This window comes from Trueperella bernardiae, from assembly GCF_001469025.1.
In the GTDB taxonomy this organism is placed as follows: Bacteria; Actinomycetota; Actinomycetes; order Actinomycetales; family Actinomycetaceae; genus Trueperella; species Trueperella bernardiae.
The window spans coordinates 1-24,883 of sequence record NZ_LNIZ01000004.1 but is presented as its reverse complement, the minus strand read 5'-3'; the positions used below and the strand labels follow the sequence as shown (position 1 = coordinate 24,883).

General features: G+C 65.6%; 28 protein-coding genes. 20 read left to right on the top strand and 8 right to left on the bottom strand.

What is annotated here, in order from left to right:
* Window positions 1–65: 65 nt before the first annotated feature.
* Entirely contained in the window at window positions 66–965 is a 900-nt protein-coding gene (locus AQZ59_RS04845) for an ABC transporter substrate-binding protein (RefSeq protein ID WP_062613554.1), read from the bottom strand.
* A gap of 174 nt (window positions 966–1,139) precedes the next feature.
* Window positions 1,140–1,907 carry an ROK family protein gene (locus AQZ59_RS04840; protein ID WP_062613553.1) on the bottom strand — a complete coding sequence of 256 codons (768 nt, stop codon included), beginning with the start codon at window positions 1,905–1,907 and terminating at the stop codon, window positions 1,140–1,142.
* 73 nt (window positions 1,908–1,980) lie between these two features.
* Between AQZ59_RS04840 and truA the strand changes: the two genes are divergently transcribed.
* Both truA and AQZ59_RS04830 read left to right on the top strand, forming a co-directional pair.
* Entirely contained in the window at window positions 1,981–2,823 is an 843-nt protein-coding gene (gene truA / locus AQZ59_RS04835; RefSeq protein ID WP_062613552.1) for a tRNA pseudouridine(38-40) synthase TruA, read from the top strand.
* 335 nt (window positions 2,824–3,158) lie between these two features.
* Complete coding sequence (locus AQZ59_RS04830; protein WP_062613551.1) at window positions 3,159–3,602, top strand: methylglyoxal synthase; 444 nt, start codon at window positions 3,159–3,161, stop codon at window positions 3,600–3,602.
* A 78-nt stretch (window positions 3,603–3,680) separates the two neighbouring features.
* Here the strand turns inward: AQZ59_RS04830 and AQZ59_RS04825 are convergent, their stop codons facing one another.
* Window positions 3,681–4,064, bottom strand: a complete 384-nt coding sequence (locus AQZ59_RS04825; protein ID WP_143602044.1) for a CBU_0592 family membrane protein — start codon at window positions 4,062–4,064, stop codon at window positions 3,681–3,683.
* Window positions 4,065–4,135: 71 nt separating this feature from the next.
* Here AQZ59_RS04825 and AQZ59_RS04820 point away from each other — a divergent pair, with 71 nt between their 5' ends.
* From AQZ59_RS04820 to glmM, 4 genes are all read left to right on the top strand, one after another.
* Window positions 4,136–5,068: a LysR family transcriptional regulator gene (locus AQZ59_RS04820; RefSeq protein ID WP_062613549.1), complete on the top strand. Its 933-nt coding sequence runs from the start codon at window positions 4,136–4,138 to the stop codon at window positions 5,066–5,068.
* Window positions 5,069–5,251: 183 nt separating this feature from the next.
* Complete coding sequence (rplM, locus tag AQZ59_RS04815; protein WP_062613548.1) at window positions 5,252–5,692, top strand: 50S ribosomal protein L13; 441 nt, start codon at window positions 5,252–5,254, stop codon at window positions 5,690–5,692.
* A gap of 21 nt (window positions 5,693–5,713) precedes the next feature.
* Window positions 5,714–6,196: a 30S ribosomal protein S9 gene (rpsI, locus tag AQZ59_RS04810; protein WP_062613547.1), complete on the top strand. Its 483-nt coding sequence runs from the start codon at window positions 5,714–5,716 to the stop codon at window positions 6,194–6,196.
* A 168-nt stretch (window positions 6,197–6,364) separates the two neighbouring features.
* Window positions 6,365–7,693, top strand: a complete 1,329-nt coding sequence (gene glmM / locus AQZ59_RS04805; RefSeq protein ID WP_062613546.1) for a phosphoglucosamine mutase — start codon at window positions 6,365–6,367, stop codon at window positions 7,691–7,693.
* Between the two features lie 72 nt (window positions 7,694–7,765).
* Here glmM and coaA read toward each other — a convergent pair whose 3' ends face one another.
* On the bottom strand, window positions 7,766–8,701 hold the full coding sequence (gene coaA / locus AQZ59_RS04800) for a type I pantothenate kinase (protein ID WP_062613545.1): 936 nt from the start codon (window positions 8,699–8,701) through the stop codon (window positions 7,766–7,768).
* A gap of 87 nt (window positions 8,702–8,788) precedes the next feature.
* Here coaA and AQZ59_RS04795 point away from each other — a divergent pair, with 87 nt between their 5' ends.
* The 9 genes from AQZ59_RS04795 to AQZ59_RS04755 all read left to right on the top strand — a co-directional run bounded on the left by AQZ59_RS04795 (window position 8,789) and on the right by AQZ59_RS04755 (window position 17,521).
* Entirely contained in the window at window positions 8,789–10,255 is a 1,467-nt protein-coding gene (locus tag AQZ59_RS04795) for an NAD(P)H-hydrate epimerase (RefSeq protein WP_062613544.1), read from the top strand.
* Complete coding sequence (gene alr / locus AQZ59_RS04790) at window positions 10,248–11,345, top strand: alanine racemase (protein ID WP_062613543.1); 1,098 nt, start codon at window positions 10,248–10,250, stop codon at window positions 11,343–11,345. The genes AQZ59_RS04795 and alr overlap by 8 nt, the downstream gene beginning before the upstream one ends.
* Before the next feature lie 38 nt (window positions 11,346–11,383).
* The gene (tsaE, locus tag AQZ59_RS04785; protein ID WP_062613542.1) at window positions 11,384–11,890 is read left to right on the top strand and encodes a tRNA (adenosine(37)-N6)-threonylcarbamoyltransferase complex ATPase subunit type 1 TsaE; all 507 of its coding nucleotides are present in this window, start codon (window positions 11,384–11,386) and stop codon (window positions 11,888–11,890) included.
* Window positions 11,890–12,744 (top strand): hypothetical protein, encoded by an 855-nt coding sequence (locus tag AQZ59_RS09570; protein ID WP_062613541.1) that lies wholly within the window; start codon window positions 11,890–11,892, stop codon window positions 12,742–12,744. Before tsaE ends, AQZ59_RS09570 begins: the two co-directional genes overlap by 1 nt.
* Window positions 12,725–13,384 (top strand): tRNA (adenosine(37)-N6)-threonylcarbamoyltransferase complex dimerization subunit type 1 TsaB, encoded by a 660-nt coding sequence (gene tsaB / locus AQZ59_RS04775; protein WP_062613540.1) that lies wholly within the window; start codon window positions 12,725–12,727, stop codon window positions 13,382–13,384. The genes AQZ59_RS09570 and tsaB overlap by 20 nt, the downstream gene beginning before the upstream one ends.
* Window positions 13,384–13,896 (top strand): GNAT family N-acetyltransferase, encoded by a 513-nt coding sequence (locus AQZ59_RS04770; protein ID WP_062613539.1) that lies wholly within the window; start codon window positions 13,384–13,386, stop codon window positions 13,894–13,896. Before tsaB ends, AQZ59_RS04770 begins: the two co-directional genes overlap by 1 nt.
* A 175-nt stretch (window positions 13,897–14,071) precedes the next feature.
* Complete coding sequence (locus AQZ59_RS04765; RefSeq protein ID WP_236698670.1) at window positions 14,072–14,797, top strand: succinate dehydrogenase cytochrome b subunit; 726 nt, start codon at window positions 14,072–14,074, stop codon at window positions 14,795–14,797.
* 13 nt (window positions 14,798–14,810) lie between these two features.
* On the top strand, window positions 14,811–16,781 hold the full coding sequence (locus tag AQZ59_RS04760) for a fumarate reductase/succinate dehydrogenase flavoprotein subunit (protein WP_062613537.1): 1,971 nt from the start codon (window positions 14,811–14,813) through the stop codon (window positions 16,779–16,781).
* Window positions 16,778–17,521, top strand: a complete 744-nt coding sequence (locus tag AQZ59_RS04755; RefSeq protein ID WP_062613536.1) for a succinate dehydrogenase/fumarate reductase iron-sulfur subunit — start codon at window positions 16,778–16,780, stop codon at window positions 17,519–17,521. Before AQZ59_RS04760 ends, AQZ59_RS04755 begins: the two co-directional genes overlap by 4 nt.
* A gap of 107 nt (window positions 17,522–17,628) precedes the next feature.
* Here the strand turns inward: AQZ59_RS04755 and AQZ59_RS09390 are convergent, their stop codons facing one another.
* Entirely contained in the window at window positions 17,629–17,733 is a 105-nt protein-coding gene (locus AQZ59_RS09390; RefSeq protein ID WP_143602046.1) for a methionine/alanine import family NSS transporter small subunit, read from the bottom strand.
* Between the two features lie 10 nt (window positions 17,734–17,743).
* Window positions 17,744–19,282, bottom strand: a complete 1,539-nt coding sequence (locus tag AQZ59_RS04750; protein ID WP_062613535.1) for a sodium-dependent transporter — start codon at window positions 19,280–19,282, stop codon at window positions 17,744–17,746.
* Window positions 19,283–19,302: 20 nt separating this feature from the next.
* On the opposite strand from AQZ59_RS04750, the gene AQZ59_RS04745 reads away from it, so the two are divergent.
* On the top strand, window positions 19,303–19,488 hold the full coding sequence (locus tag AQZ59_RS04745) for a hypothetical protein (RefSeq protein ID WP_062613534.1): 186 nt from the start codon (window positions 19,303–19,305) through the stop codon (window positions 19,486–19,488).
* A gap of 5 nt (window positions 19,489–19,493) precedes the next feature.
* Entirely contained in the window at window positions 19,494–20,537 is a 1,044-nt protein-coding gene (tsaD, locus tag AQZ59_RS04740) for a tRNA (adenosine(37)-N6)-threonylcarbamoyltransferase complex transferase subunit TsaD (RefSeq protein ID WP_062613533.1), read from the top strand.
* A 107-nt stretch (window positions 20,538–20,644) separates the two neighbouring features.
* Here the strand turns inward: tsaD and zupT are convergent, their stop codons facing one another.
* Both zupT and AQZ59_RS04730 read right to left on the bottom strand, forming a co-directional pair.
* Window positions 20,645–21,463, bottom strand: a complete 819-nt coding sequence (gene zupT / locus AQZ59_RS04735) for a zinc transporter ZupT (RefSeq protein ID WP_062613532.1) — start codon at window positions 21,461–21,463, stop codon at window positions 20,645–20,647.
* A gap of 56 nt (window positions 21,464–21,519) precedes the next feature.
* A complete protein-coding gene (locus AQZ59_RS04730) occupies window positions 21,520–22,698 on the bottom strand; it encodes a class I SAM-dependent methyltransferase (RefSeq protein WP_101923786.1) in 1,179 nt (392 codons plus the stop codon).
* Between the two features lie 181 nt (window positions 22,699–22,879).
* Between AQZ59_RS04730 and groES the strand changes: the two genes are divergently transcribed.
* The 3 genes from groES (at window position 22,880) to AQZ59_RS09910 (ending at window position 24,726) form a co-directional block, all read left to right on the top strand.
* The gene (groES, locus tag AQZ59_RS04725; protein ID WP_062613530.1) at window positions 22,880–23,176 is read left to right on the top strand and encodes a co-chaperone GroES; all 297 of its coding nucleotides are present in this window, start codon (window positions 22,880–22,882) and stop codon (window positions 23,174–23,176) included.
* Window positions 23,177–23,633: 457 nt separating this feature from the next.
* A complete protein-coding gene (locus AQZ59_RS09385; RefSeq protein WP_160326872.1) occupies window positions 23,634–24,215 on the top strand; it encodes a hypothetical protein in 582 nt (193 codons plus the stop codon).
* Window positions 24,175–24,726 (top strand): amidase domain-containing protein, encoded by a 552-nt coding sequence (locus AQZ59_RS09910; RefSeq protein ID WP_145989875.1) that lies wholly within the window; start codon window positions 24,175–24,177, stop codon window positions 24,724–24,726. The genes AQZ59_RS09385 and AQZ59_RS09910 overlap by 41 nt, the downstream gene beginning before the upstream one ends.
* Window positions 24,727–24,883: the final 157 nt, after the last annotated feature.

Here is a 24,883-nt window from a genome sequence, read left to right as displayed (position 1 = left end):
GGACCACGGGAGGGGTGGGCAAAGGCCCCGGGCGGCAACCAAGCCGCCGACCCGGGGTTGCGCGATTAGGAGGCGGGGTTGAGCACGGCCTGGTCGGCTACGCCCTCGGAGATGCCCCAGGTGTCGAAGATGGCCTTGAGCTGGCCGTCGTCCATGAGCTTTTGGAGTGCGGCCTGGATGGCGGCGGTGAGCTCGGCGCTGTCCTTGGGGGTGACGATGCCGTACGAGGCGGAGTCCTCGACCTCGCCGATGCGCTCGATCTTGCCCTCGTTGAGGGAAATGGCGTAGTCGGCCACGGGGGAGTCGGTGTACATGGCGTCCACCTGGCCCGAGGCCACGCGCAGGGTGACGGCGGACTGTTCGGACAAGGACTGGATCTGGATCGGGTCGTCCTTGCACTGGCCCTCGTTCATGTCGGCGAGGACTTCTTCCTGGTAGGTGCCGGTCTGGACGCCCACCACTTTGCCGCACGGCTGGGTCTGGTCAAAGCCGTTGGGGTTGCCGGCGGGCACGGCCCAGGACGAGCCGGCCTGGAGGTATTTGATCATGTCGACCACGTCTTGGCGGTCGGCGTTGATGGTGAAGTTCGCGATGCCGATCTCGTAGCGGGTGCCGATGCCGGGGATGATCGCGGCGAATTCGGCTTGCTGGAATTCGACGTCGAGTCCAAAGACCTTGCCGATCGCGTTGCCCATGTCGATGTCGTAGCCGAGCGGGGTGACGCCGTCGGGGGCGTAGAACTCGGCGGGGGCAAAGAAGATGTTGGTGCCGACCACCAGCTTGCCGTCGGCGGCGATCGCCTCGGGGACCATGGCGGCGATCTTGTCGTCCTTGGTGATGCCGGACAGGTCGGCGGCGAGCATACCCTCGCTCGTGGCGTCGCTTGCGTTGACGTCGTCGTTGGAGCAGGCCGCGAGCGTGAGTGCAAGGGTGGCGGCTGCGATGGCCGAGATCGTGCGCTTCATGATTCCTCCGTAGAACGTGGGTGCGCCTGCGTGGCGCACTCACAAGTATATGCGTTGGAGCGAATAAGTATGCAACTGTTCCATGGTGTGGTCGCCCACAGTACTTGCGCTTCGGAGGGTTCACGACGCCGTCGCGCGGCTTTCGCGGGTACGCGGTCTCGCGATGGCGCCTGGCTACCTGCCGACCATCGACCAGGCGCGCACGCCCCCGGCCATCCCGGCCATGTTGGGCACCCAGTTCGCCTGCGGCATGCGGGCGCGCACGGAGTCGGTCACGCGCGCGGCGTTGCCCCCGCCGATATACAACGAGTCCCAGCGGAAGACGGGCCACAGGGTCTCCACGGCCTTGGCCACGCGGCGCGACCAGGCCGAATCGCCGAGGCGGACGCGCTCGTGTTCGCCGAGGATGTCGTCGAAGGTGAGTCCCCAGCGCACGGTGGCGTGTGAGATTTCGAGATGGGGTGCGAGGCGGCCGTTGTCGAGGAAGGCCGAGCCGAGACCGGTGCCGAGGGTCAGCACGAGTTCGAGCCCCTTGCCGGACACGATCCCCGCGGCGGCAACCTCGGCGTCATTGAGTACGAGCGCGGGCACGCCGAAGCGCGCCTCGAGCGCGGTTTGCATGTCCTGCCCGTTCCAGGCGTGCTCGAGGTTGGGCAGGATGCGCGTGTGGGGGCCGGCGCGGCGGATGTAGTGCGGGGTGTAGGCCACCACGCCGTGGCGGATCATGCCGGGCATGCCAAGCGTCATGCGGTCGATGTGCGGCGCGCCGAGCTCGGAAAGCTGGGCCTCGATGACCTGAAGCAGGTCCTCGGGGGAGAAGGGGTAGGGGACCGGGGTGCGCACCACGTCGCTGCGCTGGAACCCGCCCGCGTCCAGGACGCAGGACTTGATGCCGCCACCGCCGCAGTCGACGGCGAGCGTGTAAATCTGGGATGCGTCCATGCTTAGACGGTAGCGCAAAAGTCTAGACATTCGATAATTTCTACAGGCCCGCCCGGCCCCGTAGTCTGGGGGCATGAGGATTCGCATCGATCTGTCCTACGACGGCACCGGCTTCCACGGCTGGGCCGCCCAGCCCGGCCTGCGCACGGTCCAGGGCGAACTCGAGTCGGCGCTCGCGATGATCCTGCGCCAGGATGTGGCGCTCACGGTGGCGGGCCGCACCGACGCCGGGGTCCACGCCGCCGGACAATGCGCGCACCTCGACGTCGCCCCCGCGGCCTGGGAGGCACTGCCCGGGCGCTCCAGTCGCACCCCGGGCGAGGCGCTGGTGGCGAAGGTCAACGCGATCACGGCGCGCGGGGCGGGCGGGGCGCCGGGCTACACGGATGTCATCGTGGGCGACGCCCGGGCGGTCCCGCAGGACTTCGACGCTCGTTTTTCCGCGCTGTGGCGGCGATACTCCTACCGGATCGCCGACGGGGTGGGCGCCTGGGATCCGCGCCGGCGCGACGTGCTCTGGCTCGACTATCCGCTCGACGTCGACGCGATGAACCGGGCGGCGCAGGGCCTGCTCGGTGAGCACGACTTCCTGTCCTTCTGCAAGCCGCGCGAGGGGGCGTCGACCGTGCGCACGCTGCTCGAGCTCGGCTTCGAGCGCACGGGCGGGATGGTCGTGGGGTATGCCAAGGCTGACGCGTTTTGCCACTCGCAGGTGCGCACGCTCATGGGAACCCTCATCGAGGTCGGCCGTGGGGCCCGCGACGAGGGCTGGCCGGCCGCGCGCCTGAAGGAGGCGGTGCGTAACGGGGAGGTGGTAGTCGCCGCTCCTCATCCCCTCACGCTCGAGGAAATCGGCTACCCCGCACCCGAGCTCTACGGGCAGCAGGCCACCCTCACGCGGCGCTACCGAGGATAGCGCCCCGCGCGAGGGAGGGGCGGTAGTGGGTGGCTAGTCCTGCCGGCCGGCGGCTATGGGTGTGCGACGCGCTGGCGGTGATGATGATCGTGGCGGGCAACCGGTTGCCCGACCACTCGATGAAGTTGAGGAAGCGGTCGATCGGGCCCGTCTTGGGTGTGGGTGGAGGTTAGCTTCACAGTTTTCCAGCTTCACCTAGGCTGGTGGTCCTGCTAGCGTGGAAGGTGCAAGGAAGCCCCTTGGTCGAATGGCCAAGGGGCTTTGTCCTGCCCGGGGTATCCCTGGTGGGAAAGCGCGGCAACGTGCCGCATGAGTGGCATCCTAGGAGGTGTCAGATGAGAATTGCACTGGTCGCACATGACCGCAAGAAGCAGGAGCTCCTCGAGTGGGCTCAGTACAACTTCCCCGTGCTGAAGGAGCACATCCTGTGTGGTACGGGAACCACCGCGACTCTGATTCGCAACGAAACGGGCCTCGACGTCGAAATCCTCAAGTCGGGCCCCAAGGGTGGCGACGCCCAGATCGGCGCCCGCATTGTCGAAGATCGTCTGGACGCGATGTTCTTCTTCTGGGACCCGGAGGCTGCCCAGCCTCACGATCCGGACGTCAAGGCGCTCCTGCGCCTGGCCACCCAGTACAACATCCCGGTGGCGATGAACCGCGCGACTGCGGACATCATCATCGGCAGCCCCCTGTTCTACAACGAGGGCTACGAGCGCGCCATGTACGATCCGGCGCTGCGTGATCCCTACGAGGTGCTCGATATCGTCGAGGCCTAAGGGAAAGCGAACAAACAAAAGCGGCGAGTGTTCCTCGCCGCTTTTTCGTTGCGATCGTCCGTATCGCACACTTGATCCCTATTTGCCCAGGGCGTGGGCGGTCACCACCTCGTCAATGTAGGAGAAGGTGATGTGGGCGTCGTCGGAGGGCAGCTCGTAGAGGGGCTCGCGGCGCGGGCGGCGGGCCTTGGTGGCGATGAGCTGGCGCAGGTAGGCGCGCTTGACGGTGAGCACCACGTAAAAGCCGATGAGAACGAACATGGCGTTGGAAAACACCGAGGGCCAGGCGCCGGTGGCGGAGGCGAGGATGACCATGAATAGCCCCGAGCTGATGCACATGAGCTGGTAGCGCAGTGAATCGGCCGCGAGCTTGCCGGTGGAGACGAGGTAGTACCCGCCGAGGTAGAGCGCGGCGCCGATCCATCCAAGACACTGTGCGATGGTCTGCATTGTTTCGTTCACAGCTCTATAGTGACGGCCCAGAAGGTTAATGACAATTGAAATTAGCTGGAGTTGGGGTTAAGTTTTACTTCATGGCTATTTCGGTGCAACGTCTTGACGTTCTCTTGGCCGTCTCGAGGGAAGGTGGCATCCAAGCGGCGGCCGACGCCCTGCGTGTCTCGCCCTCGGCGGTAAGCCAGCAAATCCGCAAGCTGGAGCGGGAATGCGGGGTCGAGCTGCTCGTGCGCACGCACTCCGGCGCGGTGCTGACGGAGGCGGGCAAGATCGTCGTCGCGGGTGCCGAACGCATCGAAAGTGAACTCGATCGCACTGTGCGCGAGCTGCTCGAAGCCGAGGGGGTGCCCACCGGAATCGTCCGCCTCGCCTCCTTCCAGACCGTCATCCGTGGTCTCGTCCTGCCCAACCTGGACCTCTTCGCCGAGATGGCCCCCGGCATCGACCTCCATCTGCGCGAATCCACCACCGACGCCGCGCTGGCCGCCGTGCGTCGTGGGCGGGCCGACATCGCCGTGCTCGAATATGACTCGGAGATCCCGCGTGGCCCCCGCGGGGTCAACGTGCTACCGCTCCTGCAAGAGCCGTGGTACATGGTCTACCCCTCCTCCTATGCTGAGCCGGCTGATCCGCGCGAGTTCGCCAGCGAGACTTGGCTCGGCGTCGACCCGGACACAGCCGCCGGGATCGCCACCACGCGCCTGGCCCACCAGTGGGGGTTCACGCCGTCGGGGAAGTATGTGTATGAGGACTACGACGTCGCCCTCCACATGGTCGCCGCGGGCCTCGGCATCGCCGTGCTCCCCAAACTCGGGCTGGGGGTGCTCCCGGGTGGGGTCCAGGTGCGGATGCTCACTGGGCTCGGCACCCGCCGGCTCGTCTTGTGTGTGTCCGCAGCCCTGTCACGCCAATCCGATACCATTGACCACACGTGCAAGGTCCTGCGGCAGATCGCACTCACGGCCTCCGAGCAGGGCAACATGCACACCCCGCCGGCGGGCGGTGCGTAGGTGGTGGAACTGGCCACACCGCCCGCGGCACCTTTGACGCCGCTAAGCCGCGCTGATTAAAATAAAAAACCGTTGTGCCCTGATGCTTTTCCCACTCGTCTTGGCACGGCGGCGAATCCGACCATTTGGCACATAGCGGCAAAGCCATCCGCTAGCCAAACATGAATAGAAAAGGCTACGCAAGTGCGCACTTTTACACCGAAGCCCGGTGACATCGAGAAGAAGTGGTACGTCATTGACGCCACCGATGTTGTCCTTGGCCGACTGGCAGCCCAGGTTGCCCCCCTGCTCCGTGGGAAGCATAAGCCGACCTTTGCTCCGCACGTTGACACGGGTGACTTCGTCATTGTTATCAATGCTGACAAGGTCGCTCTGACCGGTATGAAGCATACGCAGAAGATGGCCTACCGCCACTCCGGTTTCCCGGGCGGGCTGAAGGCTACCTCGTACGCAGAGCTTCTAGAGGAGAATCCCGAGCGCGCCGTCTACAAGGCTGTCGCCGGCATGCTCCCCAAGGGCACCCTCGGACGTCAGCAGCTGAGCAAGCTCAAGATCTACCGTGGCGCTGAGCACCCGCATTCCGCTCAGAAGCCCGAGGTCTACGAGCTCAAGGCTGCCAAGTAACCACTTTACTTAAGGAGAACCGTGGCACAGACCACCGAAACTGAAGAGCTCGAGGAGCTGAGCTCGTACACTACCGAGACCGCCGAGGAGCAGACCGGCCAGGGTACCTCCCTGACCGCCCCGGGCGCTGGTCTCGGCCGCCGCAAGGAAGCAGTTGCTCGCGTCCGCCTCGTTCCTGGCACCGGCCAGTGGACCATCAACGGTCGCTCGCTGGAGGACTACTTCCCGAACAAGCTGCACCAGCAGCTCGTCAATGATCCGTTCACCCTGCTTGACCTCAAGGGTCGCTTCGACGTGGTCGCCCGCATCCGTGGCGGCGGCACGTCCGGCCAGGCTGGCGCGCTCCGCCTTGGCATCTCGCGCGCGCTGAACGAGATCGACCGTGAGGCGAACCGCCCGGCCCTGAAGAAGGCTGGCTTCCTCACCCGCGACGCCCGCGCTGTCGAGCGCAAGAAGGCCGGCCTCAAGAAGGCGCGCAAGGCCTCGCAGTTCTCGAAGCGTTAATCGCACCTTTTTCATTGGCCCCGCCCATGCCGCATGCCGGCCCGGGCGGGGCCTTTGCATTCGTCGGACAAGAAGGCTATCTCACGAAAGTGGGCCGCCGGGTTCTCCGGCCCGGGCGGGCCGCGTGCGATAATTGGTGGGACATACGTGTTTGGTAAAGGAGTAAACGTGGCTCGTTTGTTTGGTACCGACGGTGTGCGTGGCCTCGCGAATCGCGAAATCACGCCCGAATTTGCGCTCCAGCTTGGGCAGGCCGCCGCGCGCGTGCTGGCCGAGGAAGCCGAGGGCCGCCCCAAGGCGATCGTCGGGCGCGACACGCGCCAGTCCTCCGCGATGCTCTCGCATGCGGTGGGCGCGGGCCTGGCGTCGGCGGGCGTGGATGTGGAGCACGTGCGTGAGATCCCCACCCCGGGCATCGCCTACCTCACGTCGGCGCGCGGCTACGACCTGGGCGTCATGATTTCCGCCTCGCACAACGCGATGCCGGACAACGGGATAAAGTTCATCAACGCGAACGGCTTTAAGCTGGACGACGCGATCGAGGACCGCATTGAGGCCACCATGTCCTCCGACTGGGAGCGCCCGGTGGGCGCCGACGTGGGCATGATCGACGAGTCCGCCGCCGTCTCCGACCGGGTCTACATGGACCACCTCGTGTCCGTGGGCGCGGACCTCACGGGCCTGTCCATCGTGCTCGATTGCGCGAACGGTGCGGCCTCCCGCGTGGCGCCGAAGGTGTTCCAGGAGCTGGGCGCGGACGTCGTCGTCATCAACGCCAGCCCCGACGGGCGTAACATCAACCGTAATGCCGGCTCGACCCACCCCTACCGTCTCCAGCAGATGGTCAAGGCCGCCGACGCCGACATGGGATTCGCGTTCGACGGCGACGCCGACCGTTGCATGGCCGTGGACACGAACGGCAAGCTGGTCAACGGGGATGAGATCATGGGCCTGCTGGCGCAGTCGATGAAGGATAAGGGGGAGCTGGCGGGCAACACGCTGGTCATCACGGTCATGTCGAACCTGGGCCTGCGCCTGGCGCTCGATGAGAAGGGGATCGACTACGCGATCACGGGCGTGGGCGACCGCTACGTGCTGGAGAACATGCTGGCCAACGGCTACGTGCTGGGCGGCGAGCAGTCCGGGCACGTCATCAACCTCAACCATGCCACCACGGGCGATGGCACGCTGACTGCGATCCTCGTGGCCTCGGAGGTGGCCCGCCGCAAGGAGGCGCTACACCGCGCAGTGGAGTGGGTGCACGAGCTGCCCCAGCGCCTCATCAACGTGCCGAACGTGGACAAGAACCGCACCGACGAAATCGCTGCCGAGGTGGCGGCCGCGGAGGCCGAGCTGGGCGAGACCGGCCGTGTGCTGCTGCGTGCGTCGGGCACGGAGCCGCTGGTGCGCGTCATGGTCGAGGCCCAGACCCAGGAGCAGACTGACCGGGTGGCCGAGAATCTCGCGGCCGTCGTCGCTGAGCGTCTCGCACTCTAAAACGCGAGTATTGACACGGGCGCCCCGGAGGGATCCGGGGCGCTGTCGTATGCTTGCCGCCGCCCGGCGTCGCTAGATCTTGCGCAGCTGGATCTGCTCGATGCGGTGGTCGGGGCCCTTGGTGAGGGTCACCGTGGCGCGCGAGCGCGTGGGGGCGATGTTCTCGCGCAGGTTGGGCAGGTTGATTGAGGCCCAGATCTGGCGAGCCGTGGCGGTGGCCTCCTCGTCGGTGAGGTTGGCGTACGAGCGGAAGTAGGAGTCCTTGTGAGAGAACGCTGTGGTGCGCAGGGAGCGGAAGCGGGAGATGTACCACTCTTCGAGGTCAGCTTCGGCGGCGTCGATGTAGATGGAGAAGTCGAAGTAGTCGGAGACGGCGAGCTGCTGGGCCGCGTCGGTACGCGCGGGTTGGAGGACGTTGAGGCCTTCGACGATGAGGATGTCGGGTCTGCTGACTACGATCGTTTCGCCGGGGACGATGTCGTAGGTGATGTGATCGTAGACCGGCACCTCGATGTGGGGCTCGCCGGATTTGACCTGCTGGAGGAAGTCGAGGAGTGCCCGGCGGTCGTAGGATTCGGGGAAACCCTTGCGGCCCATGATCCCGCGCTCGGTGAGCACCGCGTTGGGGTAGAGGAAGCCGTCGGTGGGCACGAGCTCGACGTTGGGCGTGTAGGGCCAGCGCGAGAGCAGTTCGCGCAGGAGACGCGCGGCGGTGGATTTTCCGACAGCGACCGAGCCGGCGATCCCCACGATCCAGGGCGTTCGTTCGGTTTTGCGCTCGAAGAAGGCGCTGGTGTCTTTGCGCAGGTTGGAGGTGCACGTGGCGTAGGTCTGCATGAGGGCGGATAGTGGCCGGTAGATCGCGTCGGCCTCGGTGAGGTCGATGGGGTCGCCGAGGGAGGAGATGCGGTCGAGGTCGTGCTGGGTGAGGGGCAGTGGCGCCTTGTCCGCGAGCTCCGCCCACTCGTCGTGGGTGAAGGAGACGTATGGGGAGTGCAGATCGGTCATTCCTTAAGTGTGCCAAGGTGTGCTGGTTTTCGCACGCCGCGGGGCTGGAGTGGACGCGCAGGCGTAGAGTAGGGGAGACAAGGGGGAATGATGGATCAAGCGTTTGCCGCGGATGTGGTGCGGCGTGCCGAGGAGCCGCTGCTTGCCTCGGGCGTGCCCCTCATGGATCGCGCCTCCTACGCGCTGGCCACAAAGGTGGCTACGTTGCGGCTGCCCGGTGAGCGGGCGCTGGCGCTCGTGGGCCGGGGCAACAACGGCGGGGACGCGCTCTTTGCTGCCGCCTACCTCACCCGGCGCGGGGTGTCGGTGAGCGCCGCTATTGCGGGTGACGTCCACGCGGAGGGCCTAGCTGCCGCCAGGCGTGCCGGGGTGCAGATCTGTGAGATCGATGGCGTGGCGGCCCTGCGCGAGATCGCGCGCGGTGCGGACATCTGGATCGACGGCCTGCTCGGGATCGGCGCCTGCGGTCCTATCCGCGAGCCGTATGCCTCCTGGATTCGGGTGCTGAACGAGGAGCGGGCCGGGCGAATCGTCGTTGCGGTGGACGTGCCCTCCGGCGTTGCCGCTGACGACGCCGATCTACACGGTCCCGTCCTTTGCGCCGACCTCACGCTAGCCATGGGATGCCTCAAGCCCGCCCACCTCCTGCCGCCCGCGCGGTATGCGTGCGGGGCCGTGGAGGTGGTGGAGCTCGGGCTCGGGCCGCACCTGGGCGAGCCGGCGGCGCGGCAGCTGACGGACGCGGACGTGGCCGGCTTGTGGCGCGTGCCGGGGCGGGAGGATCACAAGTACACGCGCGGCGTGGTCGGGCTGCTCACCGGCTCGCGCGACTACCCGGGAGCCGGCGTGCTGAGCGCGGCCGGGGCGCTGGGCGGCGGGCCCGGCATGGTGCGCTACCTCGGGAGCAGTCCGGACGTCATGGCCGCCCACCCGGAGGTGGTGCCCGGCGAGGGCCGCGTGCAGGCGTGGGTGATCGGGTCGGGGCTGACCGACCTCGAGGGCGCCGGCGAGGTTTTCGAGCAGGCGCTGGCCGAGGGCCTGCCCGTGGTGCTGGACGCCGGGGCGATCGCCCTGGTCTACGATCGGGAGCTTCCCACCCGCGTGGTGCTCACCCCGCACGCCGGCGAGCTGGCCGAGCTCATGTCCGCAATCTCCGGCGAGGAGTGGGATCGCACGCGCGTGGAGTCCGCCCCGGTGCGGGCGGCGCGTGAGGCCGCCGCCCGCACCGGTGCCACGGTAGTTGCCAAATTCGCCACCACGATCATCGCCGGCCCCGGTGCGCTCTATGCGCAGAGCGGCGCGCCGGGTTGGGCCGGCACGGCGGGCTCGGGCGACGTGCTCGCCGGGCTCACCGGCACCATCCTCGCCGCTCACGCCGATGCCCTCGCCCGCGACCCCGGCCTGACGACGCTGTATGCGGCCGCCGCCGTCCACGTCCACGCCCGAGCAGCCGCACGCGCCGCGGGCACGACGGGCGGCCAGGTTGGCCACCCCATCACCGCCACGGACATTGCCCGCAAGCTCGCCTCCACGATCGGATCGATGAATGACTAGCTTCCCTTCTCGCGCCCTCATCTCCCGCAGCGCCTTCGCCCACAACGTCGGACGCGTGCGGGCCGCAACTGACGCCGAAGTCATGGCGATCGTCAAGGCCAACGCCTACGGCCACGGCCTGGAGCGCGTGGCGCGTTGGGCCTGGGAGGAGGGCGTGCGCTGGTTCGGCGTAGCACAGCTCGCCGAGGCCCTCGAGCTGCGCGGCTACCTCCCGGACGCCCGAATCCTCACGTGGATCTACAGCCCGTCTGACGATCTGGCCGAGGCGCTCGCGGCCGGACTCGACCTCTCGGTCGGGTCGCAGTGGGCACTAGAGAAGCTAGCGGGGGCCGATCGAGCCCGCGTCCACATCAAAGTCGACACCGGCATGGCCCGCGGCGGGCTCACCATGGCGGAACTCGAAAGTTGCGCCGAGCGCATTGCGAGCCTCGAGCGCGAAGGCCGGATCGACGTCGTCGGGCTGTGGTCGCACCTGGCGCGCGCCGACGAACCGGACAGCGAGGAGACCGCCCGGCAGATCGAGCGCTTCGAGCGGGCCCGGCAGGTGCTCGCCGACGCCGGCGTGGTCCCGCAGCGCCTGCACCTGGCGGCTTCCGCCGGCACGCTGTGGCACCCTGCCGCGCACTACGACATGGTCCGCCCCGGCATCGCGCTCTACGGGCTCAGCCCCAACCCGGAGGTCGCCACCGCTGCCGAACTCGGGCTGCGGGCCGTCATGCAGCTTGAGGCCGACGTCATGACCGTGCGCGACGTGCCGGCCGGCACCGGCGTGTCCTATGGTCACACGTACGTCACGGGCGGGGACGCTCACCTCGGCGTCGTGCCCCTCGGGTATGCGGACGGAATCCCGCGGATGGCCTCCAACACGGCCGCCGTCACCGTGGCCGGCCAAACCTGTCCGATCCGCGGCAAGGTGTGCATGGACCAGTTCGTCGTGGAGGGGGAGCTGGCCCCGGGCGACGTGGCCGTCCTGTTCGGCGACGCCGCCACCGCCGCCACCGCCGACGACTGGGCGGAGGCGACCTCCACCATCGGCTATGAGATCGTCACCCGTATCGGATCCCACGTTCCCCGCGTGGACGCCCCCTAGGAGGGGCCGCGTAGAATGTGGGGAGGAAAGGATGGCTGATGAAGCTTCTCGTACCCACTGTTGATGACATCCACCGCGTAGGGCGCGCCCTCGGCGCACACGCCCAGCCGGGGGACCTCGTCATGCTCAACGGCCCCCTCGGCGCCGGCAAGACCACGATGACGCAGGGGATCGCGGACGGGCTCGGGGTCACGGACGCCGTGTCCTCGCCCACGTTCGTCATCGCTCAGATCCACCCCGGCCGCTTCGACCTCGTGCACGTGGACGCCTACCGGCTCACCTCCATGGAGGAACTCGACGCGCTTGACCTGGACGCCTCGCTCGACGAGTCGCTCACTGTGGTCGAGTGGGGCAGCGGCAAGGTGGAAACCCTCACCGGCTCGCGCCTCGAGATCGACATCGTGCGCCCCACCGGGGCTGACGCGGCGGTGGGCGAGCTTGGCGAGGACGAGCCGCGTACCCTCACCTTCCACCCCTACGGCGAGCGGGCCGAGGAGCTGGCGCGCGCTGTAAGGGCCGAGGTTCCAGATTTAGAGAGCCGCTAATGCACCGCCTCCTTCTTCTGCTCGTGCTCTCCCTCCCACTGGCGCCCATCGCCGCCACCACCGACCCCGCGGAGATCCCCGAGTCCGTGGCCGCCTGGTTTAACGACAAGGCGCTCGCCACCGTCCGTTCCCACGCCTCCGAGGCGTTCCCGGACGCGAGCGCGGAGGAGGTGGCTGCGATGAAGGTGGGCGCGCCCCAAAAGACGGCCGTGTTCGCCGACACCTCGGGAGTCAACGCCATTCAAACCTCCGACCGCTGGATCGCGCCCATCATGAGCGGCTCGGACGCCGTGGGCGCCGTCTCGGTCGACTTCGCTTCCGGGATCGCCGCCGATGAGATCGTGCGCGGGGACGAACGGCTGGGAACCGCGATTGCGCGCGGCGAAGCCGACGTCACCTTCGTGTGGGACCCGCGCCTGAGAGCCTGGTTCGCCATGCGCGAGTCAACCATCGAACCCGCCGGTTCCGCGGGTGCCAGCATCGTGCTCGGCGCGATTCCGCTCACCGATTTCCTCGCCCAGCGCGCCCGGATCCTGTCCAGCTCCACGCCCGTGCCCGAGTCGCCGTCGGTAAGCGCCGTGGCCCCGGCCGAAACGGGGCGCAACCTGCCGGTGACGATCATGCTCGTGCTCGTGGTGCTCGGCCTGATCATCGGTTCGCTCGTGTGGCTGCGCTCGGAGCAGGGCACCGATGAGGACGAGGAAGCCGAGCAGAGCGAGCTTTCCACGGTTCTCCGCAAAGGCCTGGTGGGGATCGGCGAATCGAAGATGCGCTTTCGCGATTCGGCGAAGAAGATCAACGTGTATAAGTCACCGAAGAAGAAGGACGAATCCCGTGCACTTTCTGACGATTGATTCATCGACCGGCATTGAGGCTGGCGTGTGCCACGAGGAGCTGGGGATGGTGCGCGACCTCGCGGTGGCCACCTCGGCCTCCACCCGCGAGCACGCCGAGAAGCTCACGCCCCTCATCCAGGGCGCGCTCGCCAAGGCCGGGATCGAGCGCCCCGACGCGATCGTGGTCGGCACCGGCCCGGGAGCCTTCACTGGCCTGCGCGCCGGGCTCGTCACCGCCCGCACGCTTGCCCGCGCCTGGGGCGTGCCGCTCTACGGCGTGTCCACCCTGGAGATCCTGGGCCTGGCCGCCTCTGACCAGGGTGCGCAGGAGGTCGTGCCGATTATCGACGCGCGGCGTAAAGAGGTCTACGCGATGCGCGTGCGGCCAATGGGTGCCGACGACGTCGCCGTCATCGAAGCGCCCGAGGTCCTCACCCCGGCCGAATTGGCCGAGCGCCTGCGCCACGAGCCGGCGATCCTGGCCGCGATGTCCGCTGACCTCTACCCCGAGTTGGGCGAGCGCCTCGTCGTCGCGCCGCGCCCGTCCGTCATGGCCCGCATCGCCTCCTCGCGCCTGGCCCGGATCGAGGCAGGTGAGGAGCTCTCGCTCGACACAGAGCCACTCTACCTGCGCCGCCCCGACATCCACCAGGGCTAATGGACGCGCCCGCCGGGGTGAGGCTGGTCCGCCCGCCGCAGGCGTGGTGGCCTAAGACCGCCAGCTTCGACGCGGCGAACTTTGGCCAGGACTCCTGGCCCGCCCCCGTGTGGGAGAGCGAGCTAGCCGCGCCCGGCCGCACCTACCTCGCGCTCGTCACCGACGTGCTGGGGGAGGGCACGGTCGTGGGGCTCGGCGGGATCTCGCACGGGCCGGAGGCCGAGGTCCTGACGATCGCGGTGGCCTCGCACATGCGCGGGCGCGGCCTGGGCGCCTTCCTGCTCGCGCGGCTGCTGGAGATTCCGTGCGAGCACGGCGCCGACGTCGTCTTCCTCGAGGTGCGCGCCCACGACGCCGGAGCCCGGCGTCTCTACGAACGCGCCGGCTTTGCCTCGGTGGGCCTGCGCAAGGGGTATTACTCCGACGACGACGCGCTCATCATGCGCCTGGATCTGAACCCGCGCGAAGGGGAGCAAGCGTTGGAATGCCAAGGAAAAACGGATAGCGATTAACGCACTCGGATTGTCACGAAAATGGGTCCGGAGGCCCAGGCGGGCCGAAAGTCGCACTTTGGCCATGATTGGCGCGGAAAACCGGGGAAAGCCGGGCTTTGACAGGTGTTACGGCCGCGCGAATCTGGGCCGTTCGAACGATATCCCCCGTTATTCTTTTGATAGATTCAAAAACGTGGCTACTTCAACTGTTGATTCTGTGAAGGGTCGTCGCACCACGGTCGCATTAAAGATCGCGATGGCTGTGACGGGCCTGTTTTTTGTCCTCTTCCTCCTCATGCACATGTACGGAAATCTCAAGATGTTCGTCGGGCCTGAGGCATACGATGGCTACGCGCACTGGATGCGCACGATCCTCTACCCGGTGTTGCCGCACGAAGGCACCCTGTGGGTCCTGCGCTTTGTGCTTCTTGCCTCGATCCTGATCCACGTCTGGGCAGCCGTGACGCTGTGGAAGCGCGCTGGCAAGGCCCGCGGTCAGGCGTACAAAGTCAACACCGGCAAGAAGATCACGGCGATCCACTCCTACACCGGTTCGCTCATGCGCTGGGGCGGCATCGCGCTCGCCTTCTTCATCGTCTTCCACATCCTGCAGTTCACCAGTCTGCACATCAACGCTGTGGGTGGAACCCGCGCGGACTACGTGGCGCTTGGCCCCTACTACCGCATGATCGGTTCGTTCCAGCCGGAGAACTGGTGGGTTTACGTCATTTACCTCATCGCGATCGCGGCGCTGGCTTTCCACATGCATCATGGCGTGTGGTCGGCGCTTGCCACCCTCGGCCTGTCGCGCTCCAACCGCGAAAAGGCGTACAAGGTTATCGCCGACGTGGTCGCTTTGGCGATCTTCGTTGGCTTCATGACCCCGCCCACCGCGATCCTCTTCGGCATCATTTCTTAAAGGAGGAGGAAAAATGACTGACAACCTCATTCAGGGCCTCTACCGCGAAGGCGACGCAATCGCGGACACCAAGGCTCCTTCCGGTCCGCTCGCTGAGCGCTGGGAGAAGCGCAAGTTCTCGGCTCGCCTGGTCAACCCGGCCAACCGCCGCAAGCTGGACATCATCATGGTCGGCACGGGCCTGGCCGGCGGCGCTGGAGCCGCCTCGCTTGGCGAGATGGGCTACAACGTCAAGGCCTTCTTCTACCAGGATTCGGCCCGCCGTGCGCACTCGATCGCTGCGCAGGGTGGTATCAACGCGGCGAAGAACTACAAGAACGACAACGACTCCACCTACCGTCTGTTCTATGACACGATCAAGGGTGGCGACTTCCGCGCTCGCGAATCGAACGTGTACCGCCTGGCCGAGGTCAGCGCCAACATCATCGACCAGTGCGTGGCCCAGGGTGTCCCGTTCGCCCGCGAGTACGGTGGCCTGCTGGATAACCGCTCCTTCGGCGGCGTCCAGGTCTCCCGTACCTTCTACGCGCGTGGCCAGACTGGCCAGCAGCTGCTCATCGGCGCCTACCAGGCGCTCATGCGGCAGGTGAAGGCCGGCACGGTCAAGACGTACAGCCGCCACGAGATGGTCGAGCTCATCGTGGTGGACGGCCGTGCGCGTGGCATCATCGCCCGTGACATGGTCACCGGTGAAATCGAAACTCACCTGGCCGACGCGGTGGTGCTCGCCACCGGCGGCTACGGCAACGTCTTCTTCCTGTCCACCAACGCCATGGGCTGCAACGGCACCGCGATTTGGCGTGCGCACCGCAAGGGCGCCTACTTCGGCAACCCCTGCTACACGCAGATCCACCCCACCTGCATCCCGCAGCACGGCGAGTCGCAGTCGAAGCTGACCCTCATGTCGGAGTCGCTGCGTAACGACGGGCGCATCTGGGTCCCCAAGAAGGCGGAGGACTGCAAGAAGGATCCTCGCGACATCCCGGAAGAGGATCGCGATTACTACCTCGAGCGCATCTACCCGTCCTTCGGTAACCTCGTGCCGCGTGACATCGCCTCCCGCCAGGCGAAGAACATGTGCGACGAGGGCCGCGGAGTCGGCCCGGAGATCGGCGGCGTCGCGCGGGGCGTCTACCTTGACTTTGCCGACGCGATCGAGCGCATGGGCAAGGCCGCGGTCTCGGCCAAGTACGGCAACCTGTTCGACATGTACCAGCAGATCACGGACGAGAACCCCTACGAGGTTCCGATGCGTATCTACCCGGCCGTCCACTACACGATGGGTGGCCTGTGGGTGGACTACGATCTCATGTCCACGGTCCCCGGCCTGTACGTGACGGGCGAGGCGAACTTCTCCGACCACGGCGCCAACCGCCTGGGCGCGTCCGCGCTCATGCAGGGCCTGGCAGACGGCTACTTCGTCCTGCCGAACACGATCAACGACTACCTGGCCGATGGCCCGTTCGAGAAGGTGGACGAGAACCACCCGGCCGTCGTCGAGGCGCGCAAGGGCGTGGAAGAGCGCGTCGCGTTCTTCACGAACAACGCGGGCAACCGGTCGGTTGACTCCTACCACAAGGAACTCGGCCACATCATGTGGGAGTACTGCGGTATGGAGCGCACCGCCGAGGGCCTGAAGAAGGCGATCGGCATGATCCGCGAGCTTCGCGCAGACTTCTGGAAGAACGTCCGCGTCCCGGGCCAGGTCGCAGAGCTCAACCAGTCGCTGGAGAAGGCCGGCCGCGTGGCCGACTTCCTCGAGCTTGGCGAGCTCATGTGTGTCGATGCCCTGCATCGTGAGGAATCCTGTGGCGGCCACTTCCGTGCCGAGTCCCAGACAGAGGAAGGCGAGGCGCTGCGTCACGATGACAAGTACGCGTATGTAGCCGCCTGGGAGTGGACGGGCGAAGGAAACGCCCCGATTCTCCACAAGGAGGACCTCAACTACGAATTCGTCGAGATGAAGCAGCGGAGCTACAAGTGAAGATTAACCTTGAATTTTGGCGTCAGAATGGACCGTCAGAGGCGGGCCATTTCGACACGCACACGATCAACGACGTTGACGACACGGCCTCCTTCCTGGAGATGCTCGATCAGCTCAACGAGGAGTTGTTTGCCGAGGGTAAGGAGCCTGTGGCGTTCGACTCCGACTGCCGTGAGGGCATCTGCGGCCAGTGTGGCATCGTTATCAACGGCGATCCGCACGGCCCGAAGGTGACCACCACCTGCCAGCTCCACATGCGCACCTTCAAGGATGGCGACACGATCACGATCGAGCCGTGGCGTTCCACCGCCTTCCCCGTCCTCAAGGACCTGGTGGTCGACCGCTCGGCGCTCGACCGCATCGTGCAGGCCGGCGGCTACATCTCGGTCAACACGGGTGCGGCCCCGGACGCCCACTCGGTGCCGATCCCGAAGGAGAACGCTGACCGCTCGTTCGAGGCGGCCGCCTGCATCGGCTGTGGTGCGTGCGTGGCCGCGTGCCCGAACGGTTCGGCCATGCTGTTCACGTCCGCGAAGGTCATGCACCTCGGCCTGCTTCCGCAGGGCCAGCCCGAGCGCTACGACCGCGTGGTCAACATGCTCTCCCAGCACGACGCCGAGGGCTTCGGTGGCTGCACGAACGTCGGCGCATGCCATGAGGCCTGCCCGAAGGAAGTGCCACTCGAGCTGATCTCGTTGCTCAACCGCGAGCTCATGAAGGCCCAGGTGCACGGCCGCTAAAACAGTTCAGCCACACAGAAGGGTGCCTCCCCAGTGCGGGGAGGCACCCTTCTGTGTACTGCGTACCGTGGCGGGGACGAGGCGCGCCTCGTCCCCGCCACCCGGCCCTAGTTGCGCTTACCGGCGCGCACGTGGTGGACGATTGCGAGTCCGAGGCCGCCCCACACGGTGACGAGGGCGACGATCATCATGACGATAGCTGAGGTACCCATGGTGTGCTCCTTATTTGGTGAGTGAGGCGCCGGCGTCGTGGAAGGCGACCGGATCGTAGTCGTCCACGTTGGTTCGCCACGGCACGAAGGACAAGATGAACGAGATGAAGACGACTGCCACGATCATGAACCAGCCGTACTGGTAGACGAAGGTCTGGGGGTAGGAATCGTAGCCCTCGGTGATGAGGCTGTAGGCGGTCAGGACGAGCGTGACCGTGAGGATCGCGGGCGTCACCACGCCGACCAGCGCGTACCACCACGATCCGATCTTGATCGACGAGTAGTAGTTGAGGTGGTGGCGCAGCTCCGGTAGCTTCTTCGCCACGAAGGTGATGAGGCCGGTCATGACGATCGCGGCGGTGACGATGCCGAGCTCGTTGATGAACTTGTCCACCACGTCGAGAGCGTTGAGGCCGTTCGTCGTCGAAAAAACGAAGACGGAGGCCACGCCCGCGACGCCGGTGGCGATGAGTGAGGCGAGGCGGCGCCGAAGCCCGAACTTCTCCTGGACCGCGGCGGAGACCACCTGGATGAGGGAGACGAGCGAGGTGAAGCCGGCGATCGTGAGGCTGGCGAAGAAGACGAAGCCGAAGACGGGCCCACCGGGCATGAGCGAGATAATCGCGGGGAAGGTGACGAAGGACAGGATCGGGCCGGTGATGCCCTCGAGCTCGCTGACCCCCACGCCGCTCTGCATCGCCATGTAGCCCAGGGTGGCGAACACGCCAATGCCGGCGAGGATCTCGAAGGAGGAGTTCGCGAGGCCTGTGACGAAGCCGGTGGAAGTGACGTCGGTGCGCTTGCCGAGGTAGCTGGAGTAGGTGAGCATGATGCCGAAGGCCACTGACAGGGAGAAGAAGATCTGTGAGTAGGCCGCGATCCACACCTGCGGGTTGGCGAGCGCGGACCAGTTGGGCGTAAAGAAGGCGTTGAGACCCTCGGCGGCGCCGGGCAGGAAGAGGGCGCGGACCACGAGGGCGGCGAAGATGACGATGAGGAAGGGGATGAAGAAGCGAGAGAGCTTTTCCAGACCGCGGGTGACGCCGAGGGCAATGACGATCGCGGCGGCGGCCCACACGGCCACGAGCGGCCAGAAGATGCCGGGCACGACCTCGGAGCTGGCGCCGGGGTCGGACAGCTGGAGGAAGTCGCCCACGAAGAAGTTCAGCGTGTTCTCTCCCCAGGCTTCGTTGACGGAGAAGAACATGTAACGCACGGCCCACGCCAAAATCACGGCGTAGTAGGCCATGATGACCAGGCAGATGAGCACGTGGAACCAGCCGAGTGCCTCCCACTTGCGCGAGATGCGGCGGAAGACGGTAGGGGAGGATCCGCGGTAGCGGTGGCCGAGGGAGTAGTCGAGGAGCAGGATCGGGATGCCTGCCGTGAGGAGTGCGACGAGGTAGGGGACGAGGAATGCCCCTCCTCCGTTGGTGTAGGCAACCCCGGGGAATCGCCAGATGTTGCCAAGGCCGATCGCGGATCCGACGGCGGCAAGGATGAAGCCATATTGGCCCGACCATTGCTCACGTTTCGCTGGCGGGTTCATCGTGTCCTCTTTTCGTGTGCGTGGTATCTGTTGAGCACATCATCTTTAGTTGTGCCCACATTCGCGAGCTTGCCCAGATGGTGGACGGTGATCCTACGGGCTGGGACGGGGTGGAGTCGGCGTCGGGAGCCCTCCTCTTGGTCCCTGGGCGAGCTATGATCCCGCGCACCCTCGCCGTTGCCGGGGAGGGCGTGGCGGTAGAGTAGTCGGCGTGAATGAACTGATTCTTGGCATTGAGACCTCCTGTGATGAGACGGGCGTGGCGCTCGTGCGCGACGGCGAGCTGCTGGCCGACGTCACCGCCACGTCGATGGACGAATACGCCCGCTACGGCGGTATCATCCCAGAGATCGCCTCGCGCGCCCACCTGGAGTCCTTCGTTCCCACCCTGGATGCCGCGCTTGAGAAGGCGGGCGTGGTGCTTGACGACGTCGACGCAATCGCGGTCACGGCCGGCCCCGGGCTGGTCGGCCCGCTCACCATCGGCGTCTCGGCTGCGAAGGCCCTGTCGCTGGCGCTGAAAAAGCCGCTGTACGCCGTCAACCACATCGTGGGCCACATCGCGGTGGACCAGCTCGTTCACGGCGAGTTTCCCGAGCGCTTCATCGGGCTCGTGGTCTCCGGCGGTCACTCCCACCTGCTCAAGGTGGACTCCATTGCGGACTCGATCGAGGAGCTGGGCGGCACGCTCGACGACGCCGCCGGCGAGGCCTTCGACAAGGTCGGCCGCCTGCTCGGCTTGCCCTACCCGGGCGGCCCCCATATCGACAAGCTCTCCCAGAAGGGCGACCCGCACGCGATCGCCTTCCCGCGCGGCCTCTCGCGCGGCAAGTTCAAGGCCCGCCACCAGTACGACTACTCCTTCTCCGGAGTCAAGACGGCGGTGGCCCGCTACATTGAGGGCCTCGAAGCGCGCGGCGAGGAGCTGCCGAAGGAAGACATCGCGGCCAGCTTCTCCTTCGCTGTGTGCGACGTGTTGGTGGAGAAGGCGTTCGCGGCCTGCCAGATCCACGGCTGTGACACGCTGGTGGTGGGCGGCGGCTTCTCCGCCAACTCCATGTTGCGTGCCATGGCCGAGGAGCGAGCGCAGGAGTACGGGATCACCGTGCGCATCCCGCCGATCCGCTATTGCACTGACAACGGCGCAATGATCGCGGCGCTCGGCTGGTCGGTGGTCCGCGCCGGCGGCCTGCCCTCGCCGCTTGACGTCACAGTTAACACGGGCCTTCCGCGCCAGACGGTGGTGCTGCGCTAACCGGCTCTTCCCCGCGGGGTGTGGCCGTCAGAACTCGTGAATATACCGGCTGCCGATCGTAGAGGCGCCCGGTGGACCTCAGATTCACGAGTTGTGTCGGGCGCGCTCTAGAGCAGAAGGAGCGACAGCGCCATGACGGCCATGCCAGAGATGAGGCCGACAATCGCGTGGTGGTGCTGGCCGAATTTCTCGGCCGAGGGCAACAGCTCGTCGAGCGAGATGTAGACCATGACACCGGCGATGCCAGCGAAGGTCATGCCGAAGATCGTGTCGTTCATGACCTGGCGCAACACGATGTAGCCCACGAGCGCGCCCACGGGCTCGGACAGTCCGGAGGCGAAGGAAAGTATGAAGGCGCGGCGGCGCGAGCCGGTGGCGTAGTAGATCGGCACGGAGACCGCAATGCCCTCGGGGATGTTGTGGATCGCGATGGCCACCGCCACGGGGATCGCCAGTTCGGGGCTGTACAGGCCGGACATGAAGGTGGCGAAGCCTTCGGGGAAGTTGTGGATGGCGAGTGCGAGGGCGGTCATGAGGCCCATGCGCATGAGCTTGGCCTGCGCGCCGTCTTTGATGACGAGGGTCTGGTCGCCGGGCTGGGAGAGGAAGTCGTCGGCGTCGTGGAACTCGTGCGGGTTCGAGGCGTCGGGGACCAGCCAGTCGATGAGCGCGATCACGGCGATGCCGGCGAAGAATCCGCCCGCCATGAGCCACTCGGCGTTATCGCTGACACGGGAGAGAATGTCCACCGCGTTGGGCATGATCTCCATGAAGGACACGTACAGCATGACGCCCGCGGAAAATCCAAGGGCGGGGGAGAGGAAGCGTGGGGTGGGCGTACGGATGAGGAAGGCCGCGCCGGCTCCGATGCCCGTGGCGAGGCCGGCGAGTAGCGTGAGCATGAAGGCGAAGACTTCGTTGGACATGGGCACCCCTTTTTCGGTACACCGAAAGTCTTGCCCGATGGGGGCGTCGTGTCAAACTAGCGTTCGCAGAGGAAGACGCGGTGCTTGCCCGTGAGCGTGGGGGAGGCGATGAGGGTGGCCTCGCCGGGGCGCTTCGGGTCGAGCTTGAGCTTTTTGCGGAAGGCCTCCGGCTCGAGCTCGGTGCCGCGCTTCTTGATCTCCGCCCGCCCGACGTTCAGTTTCGCCAGCGCCTTGCGCAGCGGCTTGGGCTCCGTGGTGTACGTGCCGAGCACGGTGAAGCGCGTGAGGAAGGGTGAGTCGATTGGTTCGTTACCCGTGAGGTAGGCGATCCCGGGCGCGATAGGGGCGAGGCCGTGGTGGGCGCAGATCGAAGCGATCGAGCCGGAGCGGATGATCGCCGGGTCCGGCTCGAAGATGAACGCCCCCACGGGCTCGGGGGACAGAAGCGTGGGAGGTACGTGCGGGTTCACGACGCCGGCATCCCAGGTTGCGTTGGTGGCGCCGGCGACGACGAGCGCGCGGCGGCCAGGGGAGGGGGCGGCGTCGCCGAGCCAGATGACGGCCTCGACGAGCGAGCCGTCCACCGAGATCCACTCCACGAGCGCGTCCTCGGGGATCGCGGCGTAGTCGATGCCGGGGGCGACCTTGATGCCGGCGGTGGGGAATGTGCGGGCAATCTCAATCGCCTCGCTCAGGGGTGGGGCCCAGTCCTCGGGATTCTTCAGCCGCTTGCCGTCGCGCCGGCGGGCGGGGTCGATCCACACGGCGTTGGCGCCGAGGGAGGCGAGGTCGATGTCGCGGGCGTCAGCGTGCAGGACGCGCGCCTCCGGGAAGGGCGTGAGGTTGTAGGTGGCCGCCGCGGCGGCGTCGGGATCCATCTCAATCGAGGTGGTGAGCAGGCCGAGGCCCGCGAAGGCCAGGGAGTCGGCGCCGATCCCGCAGCCGAGGTCGATCACGTGGGTGGCGCCGGCGTCGCGCAGGCGGGCGGCATGGAAGGCGCCCACGCTGAGCCGGGTGGCCTGCTCCAGGCCGTCGCGCGTGAAGATCATGCGCCCTGCGAACGGGCCGAACTTGTCGTGGGCGCGCTCGCGCAGACGGCTTTGGGTGAGGGCCTCGGCAATGAGGTCCGGATCGTAGCCCTCGCGCTGCAGGCGCTCGGAGAGGGGAAGGACCTGGGAGTGGTCATAGGGCGGGAGGGACTCGAGGAGTTCCAAGCCGTCGGGGGTCAATAGCATCGCGCTCACGCCCCCATCGTCTCACAGTGTTCGCGCTCAGCGTGCTCCCTGGCACTCTACTTGAAGGAGTGCCAAAAGGGCGTTACTCTTTATGTCGGTAGCAAACGCTACGGCCTGGTACCGGCCCCCGCGACGGCGGTTAGCCAGCGAACAGTTTTGTGAGACGAGAAGGAGGAGCCGCATGACGGTCTCCATTAAGCCGCTCGATGACCGCATCGTCATCCAGCAGGTTGAAGCTGAGGAAACCACCGCATCTGGCCTTGTTCTGCCGGACACCGCCAAGGACAAGCCACAGGAGGGCACGGTTGTGGCCGTTGGCCCCGGCCGGATTGACGACAACGGCAACCGCGTTGCCATGGAGGTCGCGGTAGGTGACACCGTGATCTACTCCAAGTACGGAGGCACCGAGGTCAAGTACGGCTCGGATGAGTACATCATCCTCTCCCAGCGTGACGTGCTGGCGGTCGTGACGCGCTAAGTAGTGCTGAGGTGAAGGCTCCCCGGGGTTCAGCCCCGGGGAGCCTCGCCACCTCCTGGCGTGGGCCCGGGCTCGCTGGAGGGGTGAGATGGGCATCCCTGCCCATATCTTCGGCGCTGGGTGTGCCCTCGCTTGGCGCTCTTTGCCAAACGCTCTCGTCGGCAACCAGCACACCGAATAGAATGGAAAGCGGTTCGGGCGGTGTGAATTACCGCCCTTGAGCCGGTTTGCTGCGGTCACTTCCATGTCGACTCTCGTGGAGTCCCTCTACCGCCTTGAGGTTTGGGGCGTAATACCAGAGGTGTAGAAAGGTTGCCAAATATGTGTAGAAGTGGTGGTTATTTCTGAAATATGATCGCCAGCACGCGAGCAGCTACATGCTCCTGTTGAGGTGGCAACGGTGCCGCCGTTAGTATGAGGCGGCTCTATGTTACGTGGAGTTTTAGCCTTAGCCGCTATGTTTACGCTGGCGGTTCAGCCTATGCCGTTGGCATCACAAGAGAATACTGAAATGGATTCCGTCGTACACGTTGATCGATTTCAGAGTGACAGTGCCGTCAATGAAGACGGATTCGTTGAGGTGACAAACAAGTATAAGGTTAAGTTGAGTGGTAAGAGTTATACCATTGTCTCTGATGCTCGACTACTTGATGAAGAAGCAGTTTTGGATCGTTTTCGTGCGGAGAATCAACTTGCTCTCGATCGGATGTCGGAGATAGTTAGATTCTCGGCACTGACAATGGATAACGTAGACGACTACGTAACGGCGCTTATCCCGGTGATGACTGCCACCGAATACGAAGGCAATGCTATTACGCCTCGTGATGTTCAGGATGCGAACTCAATCCTTAGTATGTGTTTCTTGCTCTTAGGAGGCGAGAACTCCGATCTATTGGATGATGCCCTCGGGGTAATCGACGGGCTGGATCCTTCATCTGAGGAATTTGCATTGAGCCTTGATCGGGTTTCTACCTACGCGCCAGCGCTTGCAGGTGACAATGCTGACTTTGTACAGGATGCTCAGGTTTTTTCTCTCTAGCCGTAGTGCTGTAGTCCCCTTTTCTGCGACGCCTGGAATTGATGGAAGCAGTTTCTCTTTAACGAGGGCGAACAACTACGCAAAGCGTTGGGCGTATTCGCATAATCCGCAATACGAGTATTATGCGGGTCGTGACTGTGCGAACTTTTTGTCGCAGATCATGAAGGCCGGTGGTTTTAAAGAGAATGCAGTTTGGAGTTATCGCGCAGGGAATCCGACTCATTCGTGGTCGGTGGCGAATGGCCTTGCCAATAGATTTGGAGTGACGAGGAAGACCACATCTTTGACGACGTTTACTTCTCGTGCTGTCGTCGGGCGGCCGGTGGCATTATATAATAACACCCGGATCTATCATGTTGGATACGTGATGGGAAAGAGTGGCTCGTCCTCTTATCATGGTGTGTCGTATCGACCGTTAACAATTGCACAACACACCGATGGCTATTACGGGTCAATGGACGGTGGGGCTGCAAGGCGTTGGCGTGATCAAGGTAGGTGGGTGACGCCATGAGGGGCGGTGTGCTACTGCAGGTCGGTGTACTGAAGCGTCCTGGGTTTAGTTCCGCTTCTTTTACGGCCCTGTGTTGATGGGCTGGGTGAGATAGTACTCGGTTTCTACTTCTTGTGGGGTGGCGTAGTCCAATGCTTCGTGAAGCCGCTTGGTGTTC

Bases quoted from the DNA above. Each gene is read 5' to 3' on its own strand.
- AQZ59_RS04845 (WP_062613554.1), bottom strand. From the start codon at position 965: ATGAAGCGCACGATCTCGGCCATCGCAGCCGCCACCCTTGCACTCACG.
- AQZ59_RS04840 (WP_062613553.1), bottom strand. From the start codon at position 1,907: ATGGACGCATCCCAGATTTACACGCTCGCCGTCGACTGCGGCGGTGGC.
- truA (WP_062613552.1), top strand. From the start codon at position 1,981: ATGAGGATTCGCATCGATCTGTCCTACGACGGCACCGGCTTCCACGGC.
- AQZ59_RS04830 (WP_062613551.1), top strand. From the start codon at position 3,159: ATGAGAATTGCACTGGTCGCACATGACCGCAAGAAGCAGGAGCTCCTC.
- AQZ59_RS04820 (WP_062613549.1), top strand. From the start codon at position 4,136: ATGGCTATTTCGGTGCAACGTCTTGACGTTCTCTTGGCCGTCTCGAGG.
- coaA (WP_062613545.1), bottom strand. From the start codon at position 8,701: ATGACCGATCTGCACTCCCCATACGTCTCCTTCACCCACGACGAGTGG.
- AQZ59_RS04795 (WP_062613544.1), top strand. From the start codon at position 8,789: ATGATGGATCAAGCGTTTGCCGCGGATGTGGTGCGGCGTGCCGAGGAG.
- alr (WP_062613543.1), top strand. From the start codon at position 10,248: ATGACTAGCTTCCCTTCTCGCGCCCTCATCTCCCGCAGCGCCTTCGCC.
- tsaE (WP_062613542.1), top strand. From the start codon at position 11,384: ATGAAGCTTCTCGTACCCACTGTTGATGACATCCACCGCGTAGGGCGC.
- AQZ59_RS09570 (WP_062613541.1), top strand. From the start codon at position 11,890: ATGCACCGCCTCCTTCTTCTGCTCGTGCTCTCCCTCCCACTGGCGCCC.
- AQZ59_RS04770 (WP_062613539.1), top strand. From the start codon at position 13,384: ATGGACGCGCCCGCCGGGGTGAGGCTGGTCCGCCCGCCGCAGGCGTGG.
- AQZ59_RS04760 (WP_062613537.1), top strand. From the start codon at position 14,811: ATGACTGACAACCTCATTCAGGGCCTCTACCGCGAAGGCGACGCAATC.
- AQZ59_RS09390 (WP_143602046.1), bottom strand. From the start codon at position 17,733: ATGGGTACCTCAGCTATCGTCATGATGATCGTCGCCCTCGTCACCGTG.
- AQZ59_RS04750 (WP_062613535.1), bottom strand. From the start codon at position 19,282: ATGAACCCGCCAGCGAAACGTGAGCAATGGTCGGGCCAATATGGCTTC.
- zupT (WP_062613532.1), bottom strand. From the start codon at position 21,463: ATGTCCAACGAAGTCTTCGCCTTCATGCTCACGCTACTCGCCGGCCTC.
- AQZ59_RS04730 (WP_101923786.1), bottom strand. From the start codon at position 22,698: ATGCTATTGACCCCCGACGGCTTGGAACTCCTCGAGTCCCTCCCGCCC.
- groES (WP_062613530.1), top strand. From the start codon at position 22,880: ATGACGGTCTCCATTAAGCCGCTCGATGACCGCATCGTCATCCAGCAG.
- AQZ59_RS09385 (WP_160326872.1), top strand. From the start codon at position 23,634: ATGTTTACGCTGGCGGTTCAGCCTATGCCGTTGGCATCACAAGAGAAT.
- AQZ59_RS09910 (WP_145989875.1), top strand. From the start codon at position 24,175: ATGCTGACTTTGTACAGGATGCTCAGGTTTTTTCTCTCTAGCCGTAGT.